The organism is Actinomycetota bacterium, assembly GCA_005774595.1.
Taxonomy (GTDB): domain Bacteria; phylum Actinomycetota; class Coriobacteriia; order Anaerosomatales; family D1FN1-002; genus D1FN1-002.
Map to the genome: position 1 here is coordinate 1 of VAUM01000504.1, position 1,068 is coordinate 1,068.

2 protein-coding genes are annotated in these 1,068 nt (G+C 70.3%); both read right to left on the reverse strand.

The genetic code is table 11. The annotated features are described in order from the left end of the window. Positions 1-818: hypothetical protein (locus tag FDZ70_11285; GenBank protein ID TLM65027.1), on the reverse strand; the 818-nt coding region annotated here is incomplete at its 3' end. Further along, a complete protein-coding gene (locus FDZ70_11290) occupies positions 806-1,066 on the reverse strand; it encodes a hypothetical protein (GenBank protein ID TLM65028.1) in 261 nt (86 codons plus the stop codon). The genes FDZ70_11285 and FDZ70_11290, both read right to left, overlap by 13 nt. Between the last annotated feature and the right edge of the window lie 2 nt (positions 1,067-1,068).

Sequence of the window (1,068 nt, forward strand, 5' to 3'; positions counted from 1 at the left end):
GCGCAGGGGCAGCCCTTGCCGCTGCCGCACTCCATCCGCTCGATCGGCACCTTCAGCTCGGTGCCGTCGCCGAGGCGCATCGTGACGACCTCGCGCGGGGTGTTCAGGTCGGTGACCTTCGCACTGCCCGCAGGCGTCTCGACCTGAGCGCCGCGCTTGGGCGCCCGTCCCTTGAAGTCCTTGTAGGCGTCGTACTCGTAGCGAAGGCAGCACATGAGCCGCCCACACCTGCCGGAGATCTTGAGCGGGTTGAGCGGCAGGTCCTGCTCCTTGGCCATGCGGATCGAGACCGGCTGGAACTCGCCGCCCATCCTCGCGCAGCACAGCACCTCGCCACAGTGGCCGATGCCGCCGACCATGCGCGCCTCGTCGCGGACCCCGACCTGGCGCATGTCGATGCGCGTCTTGAGCCGCGAGGAGAGCTCCTTGACCAGCTCGCGGAAGTCGACCCGCTCCTCGGCGACGAAGTACAGGACGACGCGCGAGCCGTCGAACTGGTACTCGGCCTCGACGGGCTTCATGTCGAGCTCGCGCGCCTCCACCAGCTCGCGCAGCACGCGGACCGCATCGCGCTCGAGGTCGACGATCCGCTCGGCCTGAGCGAGATCGGCGTCCTCGGCCTCGCGCAGGATCCTCGGGGGCGTCGAGGTCACCTCGTTGGGCTCCACGAAGTGCGCCGCCTCGGTGACGCGGCCGATCTCCTCGCCGCGGTCGAGGCGCACGATGACGGCCGACCCGACGGCGGGCTCGTGCCCCGACGGGTCGAACCATGACGATGTGGCCGCGTTGCGCAGCCGAACTCCCACTACCGTGGGCACGAGAGGACCTCCCGGATGTCGAGCAGCATGGCCTCGACGGCCAACTGGGGGCTCACATTATACGAGATGCGCCGCCGGGCCTCGTTCACCGCGTCCAGCGCGCCCACGACCGCCGCCGACGAGGTGCACCAGGCGACCTCTTCCATCGCGTCGGCGACGTCGCGGTTCACCACGAGCTCGGACGCACCCTCGCGCAGCGCGAGCACGTCGCGCAGCCAGCTCTCGGTGACGCTGAGCACCTCGCCCACGC